The sequence below is a fragment of the Bacillus sp. JZ39 genome (assembly GCF_053903145.1).
Map to the genome: position 1 here is coordinate 359,828 of NZ_CP096389.1, position 17,520 is coordinate 377,347.

General features: G+C 46.8%; 8 protein-coding genes. 3 read left to right on the forward strand and 5 right to left on the reverse strand.

What is annotated here, in order from left to right; all coding sequences use genetic code 11:
• The first annotated feature begins 36 nt into the window (after positions 1–36).
• Positions 37–1,470, forward strand: a complete 1,434-nt coding sequence (gene bglC, locus M1D65_RS01920; protein ID WP_038828490.1) for a 6-phospho-beta-glucosidase — start codon at positions 37–39, stop codon at positions 1,468–1,470.
• 36 nt (positions 1,471–1,506) lie between these two features.
• Here bglC and nin read toward each other — a convergent pair whose 3' ends face one another.
• The 5 genes from nin to hxlA all read right to left on the reverse strand — a co-directional run bounded on the left by nin (position 1,507) and on the right by hxlA (position 5,576).
• Positions 1,507–1,905, reverse strand: a complete 399-nt coding sequence (nin, locus tag M1D65_RS01925; RefSeq protein WP_021481824.1) for a DNA-entry nuclease inhibitor — start codon at positions 1,903–1,905, stop codon at positions 1,507–1,509.
• A 26-nt stretch (positions 1,906–1,931) separates the two neighbouring features.
• The gene (gene nucA / locus M1D65_RS01930) at positions 1,932–2,381 is read right to left on the reverse strand and encodes a DNA-entry nuclease (protein ID WP_070548532.1); all 450 of its coding nucleotides are present in this window, start codon (positions 2,379–2,381) and stop codon (positions 1,932–1,934) included.
• A gap of 167 nt (positions 2,382–2,548) precedes the next feature.
• A complete protein-coding gene (gene tlpC, locus M1D65_RS01935; protein ID WP_103803501.1) occupies positions 2,549–4,270 on the reverse strand; it encodes a methyl-accepting chemotaxis protein TlpC in 1,722 nt (573 codons plus the stop codon).
• A 110-nt stretch (positions 4,271–4,380) separates the two neighbouring features.
• Positions 4,381–4,938, reverse strand: a complete 558-nt coding sequence (gene hxlB, locus M1D65_RS01940; RefSeq protein ID WP_021481820.1) for a 6-phospho-3-hexuloisomerase — start codon at positions 4,936–4,938, stop codon at positions 4,381–4,383.
• Between the two features lie 5 nt (positions 4,939–4,943).
• Entirely contained in the window at positions 4,944–5,576 is a 633-nt protein-coding gene (gene hxlA / locus M1D65_RS01945; RefSeq protein ID WP_021481819.1) for a 3-hexulose-6-phosphate synthase, read from the reverse strand.
• A gap of 231 nt (positions 5,577–5,807) precedes the next feature.
• On the opposite strand from hxlA, the gene hxlR reads away from it, so the two are divergent.
• Positions 5,808–6,170, forward strand: coding sequence for a transcriptional activator HxlR (hxlR, locus tag M1D65_RS01950; protein WP_003246265.1), 363 nt, complete (start codon positions 5,808–5,810; stop codon positions 6,168–6,170).
• Positions 6,171–6,745: 575 nt separating this feature from the next.
• Entirely contained in the window at positions 6,746–17,509 is a 10,764-nt protein-coding gene (srfAA, locus tag M1D65_RS01955; RefSeq protein WP_456270749.1) for a surfactin non-ribosomal peptide synthetase SrfAA, read from the forward strand.
• Positions 17,510–17,520: the final 11 nt, after the last annotated feature.

Genomic DNA, 17,520 nt, shown 5'->3' on the forward strand with positions numbered 1-17,520 from the left:
ATAGGTTTATCAAATAATTCAGGAGTGATAAACACTATGATCCACCGGCATCCAGAATCTTTTCCGAAACATTTTTTGTGGGGCTCTGCTTCTGCAGCGTACCAGATTGAAGGCGCTTGGAATGAAGATGGCAAAGGCCCTTCTGTTTGGGATGTGTTTACGAAAATACCGGGCAAAACGTTTAAAGGAACCAATGGCGACATTGCGGTTGACCATTATCACCGATTTAAAGAAGATGTCGCTCTGATGGCTGAGATGGGGTTAAAAGCGTATCGATTTTCCGTCAGCTGGCCACGGGTTTTTCCAAAAGGAAAAGGAGAGATCAATGAAGCAGGTCTAGCGTTTTACGATAGACTGATTGATGAATTGCTTTCTCATCACATCGAGCCGGTTCTGACTTTATATCACTGGGATTTGCCTCAAGCGCTTATGGACGAATACGGCGGGTTTGAATCCAGAAACATCATAGAGGATTTTAATCACTACTGTATTACTCTTTATAAACGTTTTGGAGACAGGGTGAAATATTGGGTTACGTTAAACGAACAGAACTACAATTTTAATCACGGATTTATTACAGCCATGCATCCGCCTGGAGTGAAAGACAGAAAACGATTTTACGAAGCAAACCATATTGCGTTTCTGGCTAATGCAAAAGCCATCGAATCATTTAGAGAATATGTGCCTGAAGGCAAAATAGGTCCTAGCTTTGCTTATTCTCCGGCTTACCCTTTATCAAGCCATCCAGAGGATATACTGGCATTTGAAAACGCCGAAGAATTTACGAACAATTGGTGGCTTGACATGTATTGCTGGGGAACCTACCCGCAAATTCCATTCCGCTACTTGGAAAAACAGGGATGGGCGCCGACAATTGAAGCAGAGGATATGGACCTGCTCGCCAAAGGGAAGCCTGATTTTGTAGGTGTCAATTATTATCAGACGATCACCTATGAACGAAATCCGCTTGATGGTGTGTCAGAAGGGAAAATGAATACGACAGGCCAAAAGGGAACCAATCAGGAGACGGGGATACCCGGAGTGTTCAAAACGAAAAAAAATCCGCATCTGACAACGAGCAACTGGGATTGGACAATTGACCCAATTGGGCTGCGTATCGGTCTTCGCCGAATTACAAGCCGCTATCAGCTTCCAGTGTTTATAACAGAGAACGGTTTGGGTGAATTTGATAAAGTTGAGGACGGCACTGTACAGGATGATTATCGAATTGATTATTTGCGTTCGCATCTTGAGCAATGCAGACAAGCCATCAGTGACGGTGTCGATTTAATCGGCTATTGCAGCTGGTCGTTTACTGATCTGTTAAGCTGGCTGAACGGCTACCAAAAAAGATACGGATTTGTATATGTCAATCGTGATGAAGAAAGCACATCCGATTTAAAACGCTTGAAGAAAAAAAGCTTTTATTGGTATCAAGATGTCATCAAGACAAACGGAGAAAGTTTATAAAGAGTCCCTGAGAGTTATTCTCTCAGGGGTTTTTCATTACACAGAAACAGCATCAATAATATAAGTGTCGGCGTGCAAATCTGACATTTCAGCCGGCACAGTCCAACATGTCAATTGATAGTCTCCTTTAGGCAGATCAAAGGACAGTCTTTTAGACATAATGCTTTCAATATGAATTCCGTTTTCTGTGACATGAAAAGGAACAGTCACTTTTTTTTCGTAGGAGTTTACTGTTTCTGAACTGTTCAGGCGCAAAAGAATAAAGGCCTTTGTATTTCGCTGTGCCTCAAAGGAAATGGCTCCGTCTGCCGCAGCATATCCTTTTTCAATCGCTTCGTCAGTCCAATCCATTACAGGAGGTGTAGAATCCTTTTGAAATACAGTAAATTGATGATATGAAATCGAAAGTTCTTGCGGCTTCCATGATTTGATCAATGTGCTGTTCCTCCTCTATGTACTGTTTACTGAATTGTGAATAAAACCTTTGTGCCGTCTGGGTAATCGGTAAGCTGATGCCCGACCCAAGAGCCTGCTCCGCGGTTGTCAGCGGGAGAAATGTATTCTACAGAAGCTCCCTCACCGCCTTCTTTGCACATGGCCATTGGCCATTCATCTCTGTCATACCCCTTTTTGGAAGGTACGTCCTGTAATGATTGCTCGCGGCGTTCCTCAGCTCCGTCTCTGTCGATAGTGCACACCTCTGAGTGCCCCTCATTTATCGCATCCTTAATATGCTTGGCCGTTTCGGGATACCGGTCAGATGGGAAGGCGATTGTTTCATCATATTCTTTCGTTTGAGACGTTTTTTGATCAGCTGAGAAAAAGTCTCCTTTTATCAGGCCGACAGCTGCAGCTGCTATGATGACGATGACGAGAAGTATTGTTTTTATGATGTCCGTCGTGATGTTCACCTCCCGCTTTTAAAACTGACACAAGAGTAATCCAGAAAGCATTTGGTGTAAAGGTTTAAATTTTATGTTTTACGCTCAGTTTATTGCAGAAATCGTAATTTTAGCAGATCGAAATATTTGTTTTCAGCAAAATACGATTGCCAATTTACAATAATGATAGTAAGTCATCAGCCGTTTTCGGCTTGATTAATCATTTTAAATTGGCTTATGATACCGGTAAGCTCCTCAGCTAATTGAGAAAGTGTTTCAGAAGCTGCGGTAATCTCCTCCATTGCAGCAAATTGCTCCTCTGTTAATGCAGCCGCTTGCCGGGTATTTTTAGTAGATTCTTTAATGTCGGCCGTATTGGCTGCAAAGGAATCATTTATATGATGTGCACTGGCTGAAATGTTTGTTACAGATGCTGATAAATCACTAATCTCGGCGCTGATTTCACCTGTTGCAGCTGCAATTTCCTTAAATGCATCTCTGGTGCGCTGGATCATGGTGACTCCTTCTGCAGCTTCTGTTTTCACATGCTCAACAGATCTTGCAGACCGGTTCATATCCTTTTGTATTTCTATGATCAGTTTTGAAATCTGTCCCGCAGACTGTTGAGACTCTTCCGCTAATTTACGTACTTCATCAGCAACAACAGCAAAGCCTTTTCCTTGTTCACCGGCTCTGGCAGCTTCAATCGCTGCATTCAGTGCAAGCAGGTTTGTCTGATCGGCAATTTGGGTGATGACCGATAAAATTTGCTCAATTTGTTTAGAGCGGCCGTCTAACTGGTGTATGATTTCTCCGCTTTTCTGAATTGACTGGTGAATCGCATCCATTTGCGCCTGTACATTTGCAATTTCCTTTTGTCCAATGTCTGCTTTTGATTGCGCGAGCTGCCCTTTGTCAGCGATAGCGGCAGTATTTGCAGAAATATCCCGGATGTCTGCTGAAGCTTGTTTTAATGAGCTTTCACTGTTTTCAATTCGGGTGATCTGATCTTGGGCTCCATTTGCAATCTGCTGTACAGCTTCTGTGATTTTTTCTGAAGCTTGATTTGTTTCCTCTGCTCCGGCTGAGAGCTGCTGAGAGGCTGACGCAAGCTGAAGGGCTGATTGTTGTACGGTTTGTATGGTATCGTTCAGCTTCATTCTCATCTTATTATAATAGACGCTTAGTTCTGAAAGCTCGTCACCGGTTTTGTCTGACACCTCTATTGTCATATCTCCGTTTCCGGCACTTTCAAAGGCGCTTTTTAAAGCGTTCAGCCGCTTGTTGATTTTTCTGGTGAAAACCAAAACAAGGATGACTGATACTATAATGACGATAACAAGAACGATAGCGAATTGAGTGAAAAGTGATTGTGTAAGTGATGCTAAAATACTTTGATTAGCTCCGGTATACAGCATGCCGATGATGTTCCCATTTTGATCTTTTAACGGCATGTATGCAGTCTGATAAGAAGAACCTGCTACATCTGCTTGTCCGTAAAAACGCTTTCCTTTCTTTAAAACAGCGGCAATAACTTCAGAAGAAGCCTGGGTGCCGACAGCTCTTTCGCCATTCTTCATGACATTGGTTGCAACACGAGTATCGCCTTGGAAAATGGTAATGGTATCACCTGTTTTTTCACCAAGCAGATCAACAATATCTTCATTTCCATTGATTTGTGTTTGCCCTTTATAGAGCTTATTGTTTTTCACCTGCCAGTCGCCTGACATGACATCATCAATATAAGTGCTGCTTAAAGCGAGATCACCTTTCGCTTTTTCAGTTGCCATTTGTTTCATGCTTTCTGTAATTTCTTTAAGCATCACAGTGCCAACTGATGCCGAAAACAAAAGAATCACCACGAAAACGAGGCAAAGAATTTTAGTTCCTAGCTTCATCTTAAATCGTTTTATCAACATAATTCCTCCTTTTATGATTTATAGGTCATATTACTTATCGGGTTTTTGGGTTTAAAGTTTTATTTTTAAAAAAATAAAACCGGCCTGATTTTCAGGCCGGTTGTGTGATGCTATTCAAGGTTTGCGTGGTGAGTGAACATAGTTTCAGAATCGAGTGCTTTTTTCTCCATGAGTTTTAAAATCACTGCATCATAGAAGAGCAGCAAAGTTTGTTCAAATAATGATCCCATTGGCTGAATGGTTTTATAGCTTCCGTTTGACTGGTCTTTAGGAGAACCAGGCATTCTGATGATGAGGTCCGCTTGTTTTCCGATGCTTGATTCCGGATTGATGGTTAAAGCGGCAACAATTCCGTGTAAGCTTTTTGCTTTTGCTGCGGTATGAATCAAGCTTTTTGTCTCGCCTGATCCTGAGCCGATAATAACAAGATCTCCTTCGGCGAGCGGCGGAGTGAGAATCTCACCTACAATATGGGCGTTGAAGCCCATGTGCATCAATCTCATCGCGAAGGATTTTGCCATCAGGCCAGACCGCCCCGCACCCGCAGTGAAAATTTGGTGGGATGAAAGAATGTGATCGGCAAGCTGGTCAGCCTCTTCATTAGAAATATAAGCTGCTGAACGGTGTAACTCATTGAGAATTTCCGCTACGTATTCAGTCGTTTTCATCGGAGTTATCCTTGGGCAATCAGCTGCTTCATTTTTGAAGCTGTTTCCGCCTTATCAGCTGCGCTTGTAATTCCGCCCCCGACAATGACAAGGTCAGGCTTTTGCTGGATCACTTCTGGTAGTGTATCAAGTTTGATGCCGCCCGCGATTGCGGTTTTTGCGTTTTTTACGGTGTTTTTGATTGTCGTTAATTCTTCGAAAGAGTTCTTGCCCTCTGCTTGAAGATCATAGCCAGTGTGGACGCAGATGTAGTCAACACCGAGTGCGTCAATTTCTTGCGCACGGGACTCGATATCTTTCACGTTAATCATGTCCACTAAAATTTTCTTCTTTTGTTTTTTGGCTTCTTCTACTGCGCCTTTAATCGTTGCGTCGTCTGTAGCCCCTAAAACGGTGATGATGTCAGCGCCTGCTTCCGACGCTTTCATAATTTCGTAGCCTCCGGCATCCATGATTTTCAGGTCTGCAAGAACCTTCAATTGAGGAAATGCTTCTTTTATTTCTTTAACGGCTCTTAGGCCTTCATTAATGACGACCGGTGTTCCGATTTCAACTACGTCGATGTATTGTTCTACCTCTTTGACAAGCTCAATGGCTTCTGGAATGTTGACGAGGTCTAATGCAAGCTGTAATTCCATTGTTGATCCACTCCCTTTTTCGAATTATTGTTCATTCTATAGGTTCCCTCTTTTGTTGAGAAGTAGGCACTTTGAAGTCAACAAGTTACTTGGAGGATACTGTGAGGAGAGGCAATCAGATTTCTTTCGCTTGATTTTATGAGTGAGTATAATGAAAAAAGAGTCTGCAAAAAAGTAAGTAAGTGATGATACGTATCTAACATACAAAAAGGTTACTAAGGGGGGATTCTATTGAGCCGGATGGACGACAAAAGGTTTAATTGTGAGAAGGAATTAACGCTTGCAGTGATTGGCGGTAAATGGAAAATGCTCATTTTATGGCATTTAGGAAAAGAAGGCACAAAACGGTTCAATGAATTAAAAACATTGATTCCTGATATTACGCAGAAGATCCTCGTGAATCAGCTGAGAGAGCTTGAGCAGGATATGATTGTTCACAGGGAAGTGTATCCGGTTGTCCCGCCGAAGGTTGAATATTCTCTGACCCCGCACGGAGAAAGCCTCATGCCTATTCTTGAAGCCATGTATGAGTGGGGGAAAGGCTATATGGAATTGATTGATATCGACAAAAATGTCATGAAAGAATCGTTGTAAGACGCTCTTCGCAAGGGTGTCTTTTTTTTGCCTTTTTTTCGGTTTTTGCGCGGTACACATAGTCATGTAAAGATTGTAAATTGCAGTCAGCAATAAAAAAAGATTGAACGCAGCAGTTCGGTTTAAAAATTTTTATTTTTCTGTAAATAATGTTTAGTAGAAATGATTGCGGCATCCCGCAAAAATATCCCTGTAAATAAACTGGAATCTTTCGGCATCCCGCATGAAACTTTTCACCCATTTTTCGGTGATAAAAACATTTTTTTCATTTAAAGTGAACGGTAGTAAGATAAAAAATATTGAAAACAATGAATAAATAGCCAAAATTGTTTCCTATTAGGATAGGGGATCTTGCGGTCTTTATCCGCTTATGTTAAACGCCGCAATGCTGACTGACGGCTGCCCGTTTTTATAGCGGCAATCTGTTTTTTTGTTTGGAAGTACTGCTTTTTAAGTGTAGTACTTTGGGCTATTTCGGCTGTTAGTTCATAAGAATTAAAAGCTGATATGGATAAGAAAGAGAAAATGCGTTGCACATGTTCACTGCTTATAAAGATTAGGGGAGGTATGACAATATGGAAATAACTTTTTACCCTTTAACGGATGCACAAAAACGAATTTGGTACACAGAAAAATTTTATCCTCACACGAGCATTTCAAATCTTGCGGGGATTGGTAAGCTGGTTTCAGCTGATGCGATTGATTATGTGCTTGTTGAGCAGGCGATTCAAGAGTTTATTCGCAGAAATGACGCCATGCGCCTTCGTTTGCGGCTAGATGAAAACGGGGAGCCTGTTCAATATATTAGCGAGTATCGGCCTGTTGATATAAAACATACTGACACTACTGAAGATCCGAATGCGATAGAGTTTATTTCACAATGGAGCCGGGAGGAAACGAAGAAACCTTTGCCGCTATACGATTGTGATTTGTTCCGTTTTTCCTTGTTCACCATAAAGGAAAATGAAGTGTGGTTTTACGCAAATGTTCATCACGTGATTTCTGATGGTATCTCCATGAATATTCTCGGGAATGCGATCATGCACATTTATTTAGAATTAGCCAGCGGCTCAGAGACAAAAGAAGGAATCTCGCATTCATTTATCGATCATGTTTTATCTGAACAGGAATATGCTCAATCGAAGCGGTTTGAAAAGGACAAGGCGTTTTGGAACAAGCAATTTGAATCGGTGCCTGAACTTGTTTCCCTGAAACGGAATGCATCCGCAGGGGGAAGTTTAGATGCTGAGAGGTTCTCTAAAGATGTGCCTGAAGCGCTTCATCAGCAGATTCTGTCGTTTTGTGAGGCGAATAAAGTCAGTGTTCTTTCGGTATTTCAATCGCTGCTCGCCGCCTATTTGTACAGGGTCAGCGGCCAGAATGATGTTGTGACGGGAACCTTTATGGGCAACCGGACAAATGCGAAAGAGAAGCAGATGCTTGGCATGTTTGTTTCTACGGTTCCGCTTCGGACAAACATTGACGGCGGGCAGGCTTTTTCAGAATTTGTCAAAGACCGGATGAAGGATCTCATGAAGACACTCCGCCACCAAAAGTACCCGTATAATCTCCTGATCAACGATTTGCGTGAAACAAAGAGCTCTCTGACCAAGCTGTTTACTGTTTCTCTTGAATATCAGGTGATGCAGTGGCAAAAAGAAGAGGACCTTGCCTTTTTGACTGAGCCGATTTTCAGCGGCAGCGGATTAAATGATGTCTCGATCCATGTGAAGGATCGATGGGATATTGGGAAACTCACCATCGATTTTGATTACCGCACTGATTTATTTTCACGTGAAGAAATCAACATGATTTGTGAGCGCATGATTACGATGCTGGAGAACGCGTTAACGCATCCAGAACATACAATTGATGAATTAACGATGATTTCTGATGCGGAGAAAGAGAAGCTGCTTGCGAGGGCCGGCGGTGAATCTGTGAGCTACCGTAAGGACATGACGATCCCGGAACTGTTCCAAGAAAAGGCTGAGCAGCTTTCAGATCATCCAGCGGTTGTATTTGAAGGTCGTACATTGTCCTATCGAACGTTACATGAGCAATCTGCACGCATCGCCAATGTGCTGAAACAAAAAGGGGTTGGCCCGGACAGTCCTGTCGCGGTTTTGATTGAACGTTCTGAACGGATGATTACAGCTATCATGGGGATTTTAAAAGCCGGCGGAGCCTATGTGCCGATTGATCCGGGTTTTCCTGCTGAGCGCATTCAATATATTTTGGAGGACTGCGGGGCGGACTTCATCCTGACTGAATCGAAGGTTGCGGCGCCTGAAGCCGATGCTGAGCTGGTTGACTTAGATCAGGCGATTGCGGAAGGTGCAGAGGAAAGCCTGAATGCAGATGTGAACGCACGGAACCTTGCCTACATTATTTACACATCGGGAACAACCGGACGCCCGAAAGGCGTTATGATCGAGCATCGCCAGGTTCATCATTTGGTTGAATCTCTGCAGCAGACGATTTATCAAAGCGGCAGCCAAACCCTGCGGATGGCATTGCTTGCGCCGTTCCACTTCGATGCGTCAGTGAAGCAGATCTTCGCGTCGCTTCTTTTGGGACAAACCCTTTATATCGTACCGAAGAAAACAGTGAAGAACGGGGCCGCCCTTGCTGCATATTATCGGAGAAACAGCATTGAGGCGACGGATGGAACACCTGCTCATTTGCAAATGCTGGCAGCAGCAGGCGATTTTGAAGGCCTAAAACTGAAGCACATGCTGATCGGAGGAGAAGGCCTGTCATCTGTTGTTGCGGACAAGCTGCTGAAGCTGTTTAAAGAAGCCGGCACAGCGCCGCGTTTGACCAATGTGTACGGGCCGACTGAAACGTGCGTTGACGCGTCTGTTCATCCGGTTATCCCTGAGAGTGCAGTTCAATCAGCGTATGTGCCGATTGGGAAAGCGCTGGGGAACAATCGCTTATATATTTTGGATCAAAAAGGCCGGCTGCAGCCTGAAGGCGTGGCGGGCGAGCTTTATATCGCGGGAGACGGTGTGGGCCGAGGCTATTTGCATTTGCCTGAATTAACGGAAGAAAAGTTTTTACAAGATCCATTCGTGCCGGGCGATCGCATGTACCGGACCGGGGATGTGGTGCGCTGGCTTCCAGATGGAACAATCGAATATTTAGGCAGAGAGGACGACCAGGTCAAAGTCCGCGGATACCGGATTGAGCTTGGGGAAATTGAAGCCGTGATTCAGCAGGCGCCAGACGTTGCAAAAGCCGTTGTTTTGGCACGCCCTGACGAACAGGGAAATCTTGAGGTTTGCGCATATGTTGTGCAGAAGCCTGGAAGCGAATTTGCGCCAGCCGGTTTGAGGGAGCATGCGGCCAGACAGCTTCCTGACTATATGGTGCCGGCTTACTTTACAGAAGTGACAGAAATTCCGCTTACGCCAAGCGGCAAAGTCGACCGCCGCAAGCTGTTTGCACTAGAGGTGAAGGCTGTCAGCGGCACTGCCTATACAGCGCCGCGAAATGAGACTGAAAAAGCAATCGCAGCCATTTGGCAGGACGTGCTGAACGTTGAGAAGGCGGGGATTTTTGACAATTTCTTTGAAACGGGCGGGCATTCATTGAAGGCCATGACCCTTTTAACAAAGATTCATAAGGAAACAGGCATCGAGATTCCGCTTCAATTTTTGTTTGAGCATCCGACGATTGCGGCTCTTGCAGAGGAAGCTGATCACAGAGAAAGCCGGGCATTTTCGGTGATTGAACCTGCTGAAAAACAGGAGCATTACCCGCTTTCATTGGCACAGCAGCGAACATATATCGTCAGCCAATTCGAGGATGCAGGAGTCGGCTACAACATGCCTGCGGCAGCAATTCTGGAAGGGCCTTTAGATATTCAAAAGCTGGAGCGCGCATTTCAGGGGTTAATCCGACGCCACGAGTCTTTGAGAACGTCATTTGTTCTTGAAAACAGCACGCCGAGACAGAACATTCACGATAGCGTTGATTTCAACATCGAAATGATTGAAAGAGGCGGCCGCTCAGATGAGGCAATTATGACTTCATTCGTTCGGACATTTGATTTGGCGAAAGCTCCGCTGTTCAGAATCGGTTTGCTGGGGCTTGAAGAGAACCGTCATATGCTGCTGTTTGACATGCACCACTTGATTTCTGACGGTGTATCGATTGGCATTATGCTGGAGGAGTTAGCACGCTTTTATAAAGGCGAACAGCTTCCTGAACTTCGTCTCCAGTATAAGGACTACGCTGTATGGCAAAGCAGACAGGCTGCTGAAGGGTACAAGAAGGACCAGGCTTATTGGAAGGAAGTCTTTGCAGGCGAGCTCCCGGTGCTTCAGCTTCTGTCCGATTACCCAAGACCGCCTGTTCAAAGCTTTGAAGGGGATCGGGTGTCAATCAAGCTGGATGCGGGGGTAAAGGATCGCCTCAATCGTTTGGCTGAACAAAACGGCGCCACTTTATATATGGTGATGCTGTCCGCTTACTATACGCTTTTGTCAAAGTATACGGGGCAGGATGACATCATTGTCGGGACGCCGTCAGCGGGTAGAAATCACTCCGATACAGATGGCATTATCGGGATGTTCGTCAATACGCTTGCGCTTCGCAGTGAGGTGAAGCAGGATGAGACGTTTACCCAATTGATCTCGCGTGTCCGCAAACGGGTGCTGAATGCCTTTTCTCATCAGGACTATCCGTTTGAGTGGCTTGTTGAAGAATTGAACATCCCGCGTGATGTTAGCAGGCATCCGCTGTTTGACACGATGTTCAGCCTTCAAAACGCGACAGAGGGCATTCCGGCTGTCGGCGATCTGTCCTTGTCTGTTCATGAGACCAATTTCAAGATTGCCAAATTTGATTTGACGGTGCAGGCGAGAGAAACCGATGAAGGCATTGAGCTTGATTTGGATTACAGCACGAAGCTGTTTAAACAAAGCACGGCAGACAGGCTGCTTACGCATTTTGCGCGTTTGCTTGAAGATGCTGCGGCTGATCCAGAGAAGCCGATTTCTGAGTATAAGCTTCTTTCTGAAGAGGAGGCCGCTTCGCAAATTCAGCAGTTTAACCCGGGCAGAACACCTTATCCGAAAGATAAAACAATTGTTCAGCTGTTTGAGGAGCAAGCGGCGAATACGCCAGACCACACTGCGCTTCAATATGAAGGCGAATCACTCACTTATCGTGAACTGAATGAACGGGCCAATCGTTTAGCCCGCGGCATTCTTTCTCTTGGAGCTGGCGAAGGCAGAACTGCGGCTGTCTTATGCGAGCGGTCAATGGATATGATTGTGTCGATCTTGGCAGTATTAAAATCAGGTTCGGCTTATGTTCCGATCGATCCGGAACATCCGATTCAGCGGATGCAGCATTTCTTCCGTGACAGCGGAGCAAAGGTGCTTCTCACTCAGAGGAAATTAAAGGCTTTGGCGGAAGAAGCGGAATTTAAGGGCGTTATCGTGCTAGCCGATGAGGAAGAAAGCTATCATGCCGATGCGCGAAATCTCGCACTGCCTCTTGATTCTGCAGCAATGGCCAACCTGACGTATACTTCCGGAACGACTGGAACACCTAAGGGGAATATCGTGACACATGCCAATATCCTCCGCACGGTGAAGGAAACGAATTATCTCAGCATTACAGAACAGGATACGATTCTCGGTCTTTCCAATTACGTGTTTGACGCGTTTATGTTCGATATGTTCGGCTCTTTGTTAAACGGAGCCAAGCTGGTGCTGATACCGAAGGAAACCGTTTTGGACATGGCTCGCCTGTCCCGCGTCATTGAACGGGAGAACATCAGTATTCTCATGATTACAACCGCTTTGTTCCACTTGCTTGTAGACTTGAATCCGGCATGCTTGTCAACGCTTCGCAAAATTATGTTTGGCGGGGAACGGGCTTCGGTTGAGCATGTCAGAAAAGCTTTGCAAACGGTTGGAAAGGGCAAGCTTCTTCACATGTATGGACCGTCTGAAAGCACGGTTTTCGCGACGTATCATCCGGTTGATGAATTGGAGGAGCACACGCTGTCTGTTCCGATTGGAAAACCGGTTAGCAATACGGAAGTATACATTCTTGACCGTACGGGACACGTGCAGCCTGCCGGGATTGCCGGAGAGCTTTGCGTCAGCGGCGAAGGACTCGTGAAAGGCTATTACAACCGTCCAGAACTGACTGAGGAGAAATTTGTTCCCCATCCGTTTACATCCGGCGAACGCATGTATAAAACGGGAGACCTTGCGAGATGGCTGCCGAATGGCGACATCGAATTTATCGGGCGAATCGACCATCAGGTGAAGATTCGCGGACAGCGCATCGAGCTTGGAGAAATCGAACATCAGCTGCAAACCCATGATCGTGTTCAGGAAAGTGTTGTGCTTGCCGTTGATCAAGGAGCGGGAGATAAACTGTTGTGTGCTTACTATGTCGGAGAAGGAGACATCTCATCACAAGAGATGAGAGAGCATGCTGCGAAGGACTTGCCGGCATATATGGTTCCTGCGGTGTTTATCCAAATGGACGAGCTGCCGCTGACAGGGAACGGAAAAATTGACCGGAGAGCGCTGCAGATTCCTGATGCCAACGTTTCAAGAGGTGTTTCATATGTTGCGCCACGCAATGGAACGGAACAAAAAATCGCAGACATTTGGGCACAGGTACTTCAGGCAGAACAAGTCGGCGTTTATGACCACTTCTTTGACATTGGCGGACATTCATTAGCAGGCATGAAGATGCTTGCCTTGGTTCATCAGGAACTGGGCGTTGAGCTGTCACTCAAGGATCTCTTCCAATCACCGACGGTTGAGGGCTTGGCACAGGTGATTGCCTCTGCTGAAAAAGGGACAGCCGCAAGTATCAGCCCGGCAGAGAAACAAGATACGTATCCTGTTTCTTCACCGCAAAAACGGATGTACGTGCTTCAGCAGCTTGAGGATGCGCAAACGAGCTATAACATGCCGGCGGTTCTGCGCCTGACAGGTGAGCTTGATGTTGAAAGGCTTAACAGCGTCATGCAGCAGTTAATGCAGCGTCATGAAGCCTTGAGAACCACGTTTGAAATAAAAGATGGAGAAACGGTGCAGCGGATCTGGGAAGAGGCTGAGTGCGAGATAGCCTATTTCGAAGCCCCGGAAGAAGAGACAGAGCGGATCGTTTCTGAGTTTATTAAGCCTTTCAAAATCGACCAACTTCCACTGTTCAGAATAGGGCTTATCAAGCATTCAGACACTGAGCATGTGCTGCTGTTCGATATGCATCATATTATTTCTGATGGTGCATCTGTCGGTGTGCTGATTGAGGAGCTTTCAAAGCTGTACGACGGAGAAACCCTTGAGCCGCTCCGTATTCAATATAAGGATTATGCCGTGTGGCAGCAGCAGTTCATTCAGTCTGAGCTTTACAAGAAGCAAGAAGAGCATTGGCTGAAGGAGCTGGACGGAGAGCTGCCGGTGCTGACGCTTCCGACTGATTACAGTCGGCCTGCCGTTCAAACATTTGAGGGAGACCGCATTGCATTTTCATTAGAAGCAGGCAAAGCTGATGCTCTGCGCAGGCTTGCAAAAGAAACGGATTCCACGCTTTACATGGTGCTTCTGGCTTCATACAGTGCATTTTTATCAAAACTTAGCGGGCAAGACGATATCATCGTCGGTTCACCTGTGGCCGGACGATCTCAAGCGGACGTCAGCCGCGTCATCGGAATGTTCGTCAATACATTGGCGCTTCGCACGTATCCGAAGGGTGAAAAGACCTTTGCTGACTATCTTAACGAAGTGAAAGAAACGGCACTCAGCGCTTTTGATGCGCAGGATTACCCGCTTGAGGATTTGATCGGAAATGTTCAAGTTCAGCGTGACACAAGCAGAAACCCGTTATTCGATGCAGTTTTTTCAATGCAAAATGCGAATATAAAGGATTTAACAATGAAAGGGATTCAGCTTGAGCCGCATCCGTTTGAACGGAAAACAGCCAAGTTTGACCTCACGCTGACGGTTGACGAAACCGACGGAGGGCTTACATTCGTACTCGAATACAATACAGCTCTGTTTAAGCAGGAAACGATTGAACGATGGAAGCAATATTGGATGGAGCTTTTAGATGCAGTTACTGGGAACCCGAACCAGCCGCTTTCCAGCCTGTCACTGGTCACAGAGACAGAAAAGCAAGCGCTTCTTGAGGCATGGAAGGGTAAAGCGCTGCCTGTGCCGACAGACAAAACGGTTCATCAGCTATTCGAAGAGACTGTCCAGCGCCACAAAGACCGCCCGGCTGTCACATACAACGGCCAGTCTTGGACGTACGGCGAGCTGAATGCGAAGGCAAACCGTCTTGCACGGATTTTGATGGACTGCGGCATCAGCCCGGAAGACCGCGTCGGCGTTCTCACGAAGCCGTCGCTTGAAATGTCCGCCGCGGTGCTCGGCGTCTTGAAAGCCGGAGCGGCGTTTGTGCCGATTGATCCTGACTACCCGGATCAGCGGATTGAGTATATTTTACAGGACAGCGGCGCGAAGCTCCTCTTGAAACAGGAAGGCATTTCAGTGCCGGACAGCTATACGGGAGATGTCATTCTTCTCGACGGAAGCCGCACGATTCTAAGCCTGCCGCTTGATGAAAACGACGAGGGAAATCCAGAGACGGCTGTAACCGCGGAGAACTTGGCGTACATGATTTACACGTCTGGAACGACCGGACAGCCGAAGGGTGTCATGGTCGAGCACCATGCGCTTGTGAACCTGTGCTTCTGGCACCACGACGCGTTCAGCATGACAGCGGAGGACCGCAGTGCGAAGTACGCGGGCTTTGGGTTCGACGCTTCCATTTGGGAGATGTTCCCGACTTGGACGATCGGCGCTGAGCTTCACGTCATTGATGAAGCGATCCGCCTCGATATCGTCCGCCTGAACGATTATTTTGAAACGAACGGCGTAACGATCACGTTCCTGCCGACACAGCTTGCGGAACAGTTCATGGAGCTTGAGAACACATCACTTCGCGTCCTCTTGACCGGAGGAGACAAGCTGAAGCGCGCAGTGAAAAAGCCGTACACACTCGTCAACAACTACGGGCCGACAGAAAATACGGTCGTTGCCACAAGCGCAGAAATCCATCCGGAGGAAGGCTCGCTTTCCATCGGAAGGGCCATTGCCAATACGAGAGTATACATCCTCGGCGAGGGCAATCAGGTGCAGCCGGAAGGCGTAGCCGGAGAGCTTTGCGTGGCGGGGCGCGGACTGGCACGAGGCTATCTGAATCGAGAAGACGAAACCGCGAAGCGGTTTGTCGCTGATCCGTTTGTGCCGGGTGAGCGCATGTACCGCACCGGCGATTTGGTGAAGTGGACAGGCGGCGGCATCGAATACATCGGCCGGATCGACCAGCAGGTCAAGGTCCGCGGCTACCGGATCGAGCTTTCAGAAATTGAAGTCCAGCTCGCACAGCTTTCTGAGGTGCAGGATGCGGCAGTGACAGCTGTCAAGGATAAAGGCGGCAATACAGCAATCGCGGCGTATGTCACACCGGAAACAGCTGACATAGAAGCACTAAAATCAACACTAAAGGAAACCCTGCCGGATTACATGATCCCGGCGTTCTGGGTGACGCTGAACGAGCTTCCGGTTACGGCAAACGGCAAAGTCGACCGCAAAGCCTTGCCTGAGCCGGACATCGAAGCGGGAAGCGGAGAATACAAAGCGCCGACGACCGACATGGAAGAGCTGCTTGCCGGCATCTGGCAGGACGTGCTTGGAATGTCTGAAGTCGGTGTCACCGACAATTTCTTCTCGCTTGGCGGAGATTCCATCAAAGGAATTCAAATGGCGAGCCGCTTGAATCAGCACGGCTGGAAGCTGGAAATGAAAGATCTCTTCCAGCATCCGACGATCGAAGAGCTCACCCAGTACGTAGAGCGTGCCGAAGGCAAACAGGCAGACCAAGGCCCGGTGGAGGGCGAAGTCATCCTGACGCCGATCCAGCGCTGGTTCTTTGAAAAGAACTTCACGAACAAGCACCACTGGAACCAATCGGTGATGCTTCACGCCAAAAAGGGCTTTGATCCTGAACGAGTGGAGAAAACATTGCAGGCGCTGATCGAGCATCATGACGCGCTCCGTATGGTCTATCGTGAGGGACAGGAAGACGTCATTCAATACAACAGAGGTCTTGAAGCTGCTTCCGCTCAATTGGAGGTCATCCAGATTGAGGGCCAAGCTGCAGATTACGAAGACCGTATAGAGAGAGAAGCAGAGCGTTTGCAAAGCAGCATCGACTTGCAGGAAGGCGGCTTGTTAAAAGCAGGCTTGTTCCAAGCGGAAGACGGAGACCACTTGCTTCTCGCCATTCACCACTTAGTGGTTGACGGCGTCTCGTGGCGGATTCTACTGGAGGATTTCGCCGCAGTATATACACAGCTTGAGCAAGGCAATGAACCGGTTCTCCCGCAGAAAACACATTCATTTGCAGAGTATGCAGAGAGATTGCAAGACTTCGCGAACTCCAAAGCCTTTTTGAAAGAAAAAGAGTATTGGAGACAGCTTGAAGAACAAGCTGTTGCGGCAAAGCTTCCGAAAGACCGCGAATCTGGTGATCAGCGAATGAAACATACAAAGACAATTGAATTCTCGCTGACTGCTGAAGAGACAGAACAGCTCACCACAAAGGTGCATGAGGCATATCACACAGAAATGAATGATATTTTGCTGACGGCATTCGGATTGGCAATGAAGGAGTGGACGGGTCAGGATCGAGTAAATGTTCATTTAGAGGGGCACGGACGTGAAGAAATCATAGAAGACCTGACCATTTCCCGCACAGTCGGCTGGTTTACAAGTATGTACCCAATGGTGCTCGATATGAAGCATGCGGATGACCTGGGCTACCAGCTGAAGCAAATGAAAGAAGATATAAGACATGTGCCGAATAAGGGAGTCGGATACGGCATTCTGCGCTATCTGACGGCACCGGAACATAAAGAAGATGTGGCGTTCTCGATTCAGCCGGATGTCAGCTTCAACTATTTAGGTCAGTTTGACGAAATGTCGGATGCAGGTTTGTTTACGAGATCAGAGCTGCCATCAGGACAGTCATTAAGCCCTGAAACAGAAAAACCGAATGCGCTGGATGTTGTCGGATATATCGAAAACGGAAAACTGACGATGTCACTGGCCTATCATTCTCTTGAATTTCATGAAAAAACAGTACAAACATTCAGTGACAGCTTTAAAGCGCATCTTCTCAGAATCATTGAACATTGCCTATCTCAAGATGGAACGGAACTGACCCCGAGTGATCTTGGTGACGACGATTTGACGCTGGATGAGCTGGATAAATTAATGGAAATTTTCTAATAGAGGTGGCA